This window comes from Paenibacillus sinensis, from assembly GCF_019904155.1.
GTDB lineage: Bacteria > Bacillota > Bacilli > Paenibacillales > Paenibacillaceae > Paenibacillus_AQ > Paenibacillus_AQ sinensis.
Genome location: NZ_JAHCMB010000007.1, coordinates 1 through 306, shown reverse-complemented (window position 1 = coordinate 306; position 306 = coordinate 1). Strand labels below are relative to the sequence as shown.

Genomic DNA, 306 nt, shown 5'->3' with positions numbered 1-306 from the left:
ACTAATATTGCCCGCATTATCAAAAGTACGAGCATAAATAGAAATCTCTCCTTCATCAGTTACCGTAACTTCAGAATTTGAGTTATAGTTGACCCACGGTCCATCCCCTATTCGGTACTGGCTTTTCATTATTCCACTTACGGTATCGCTACCATCTAGCACAGTAAAATATGCATTATCATTAGTCCAATCAATAGGGTGAAAGTTAATTGTAGGTCTTGTTGGCGGATTTTTATCAATTTTAATAGTTTCACTTACAGTCTCAGACCCGTTTTCGTTATCGTCGACTGAATACGCATAAACATT

General features: G+C 37.3%; 1 protein-coding gene. It reads right to left on the bottom strand.

Going from position 1 to position 306, the window contains the following annotated elements; genetic code table 11:
• A partial coding sequence (locus KIH86_RS00365) for an OmpL47-type beta-barrel domain-containing protein (RefSeq protein ID WP_223110246.1) occupies positions 1-306 on the bottom strand: 306 nt, incomplete at both ends.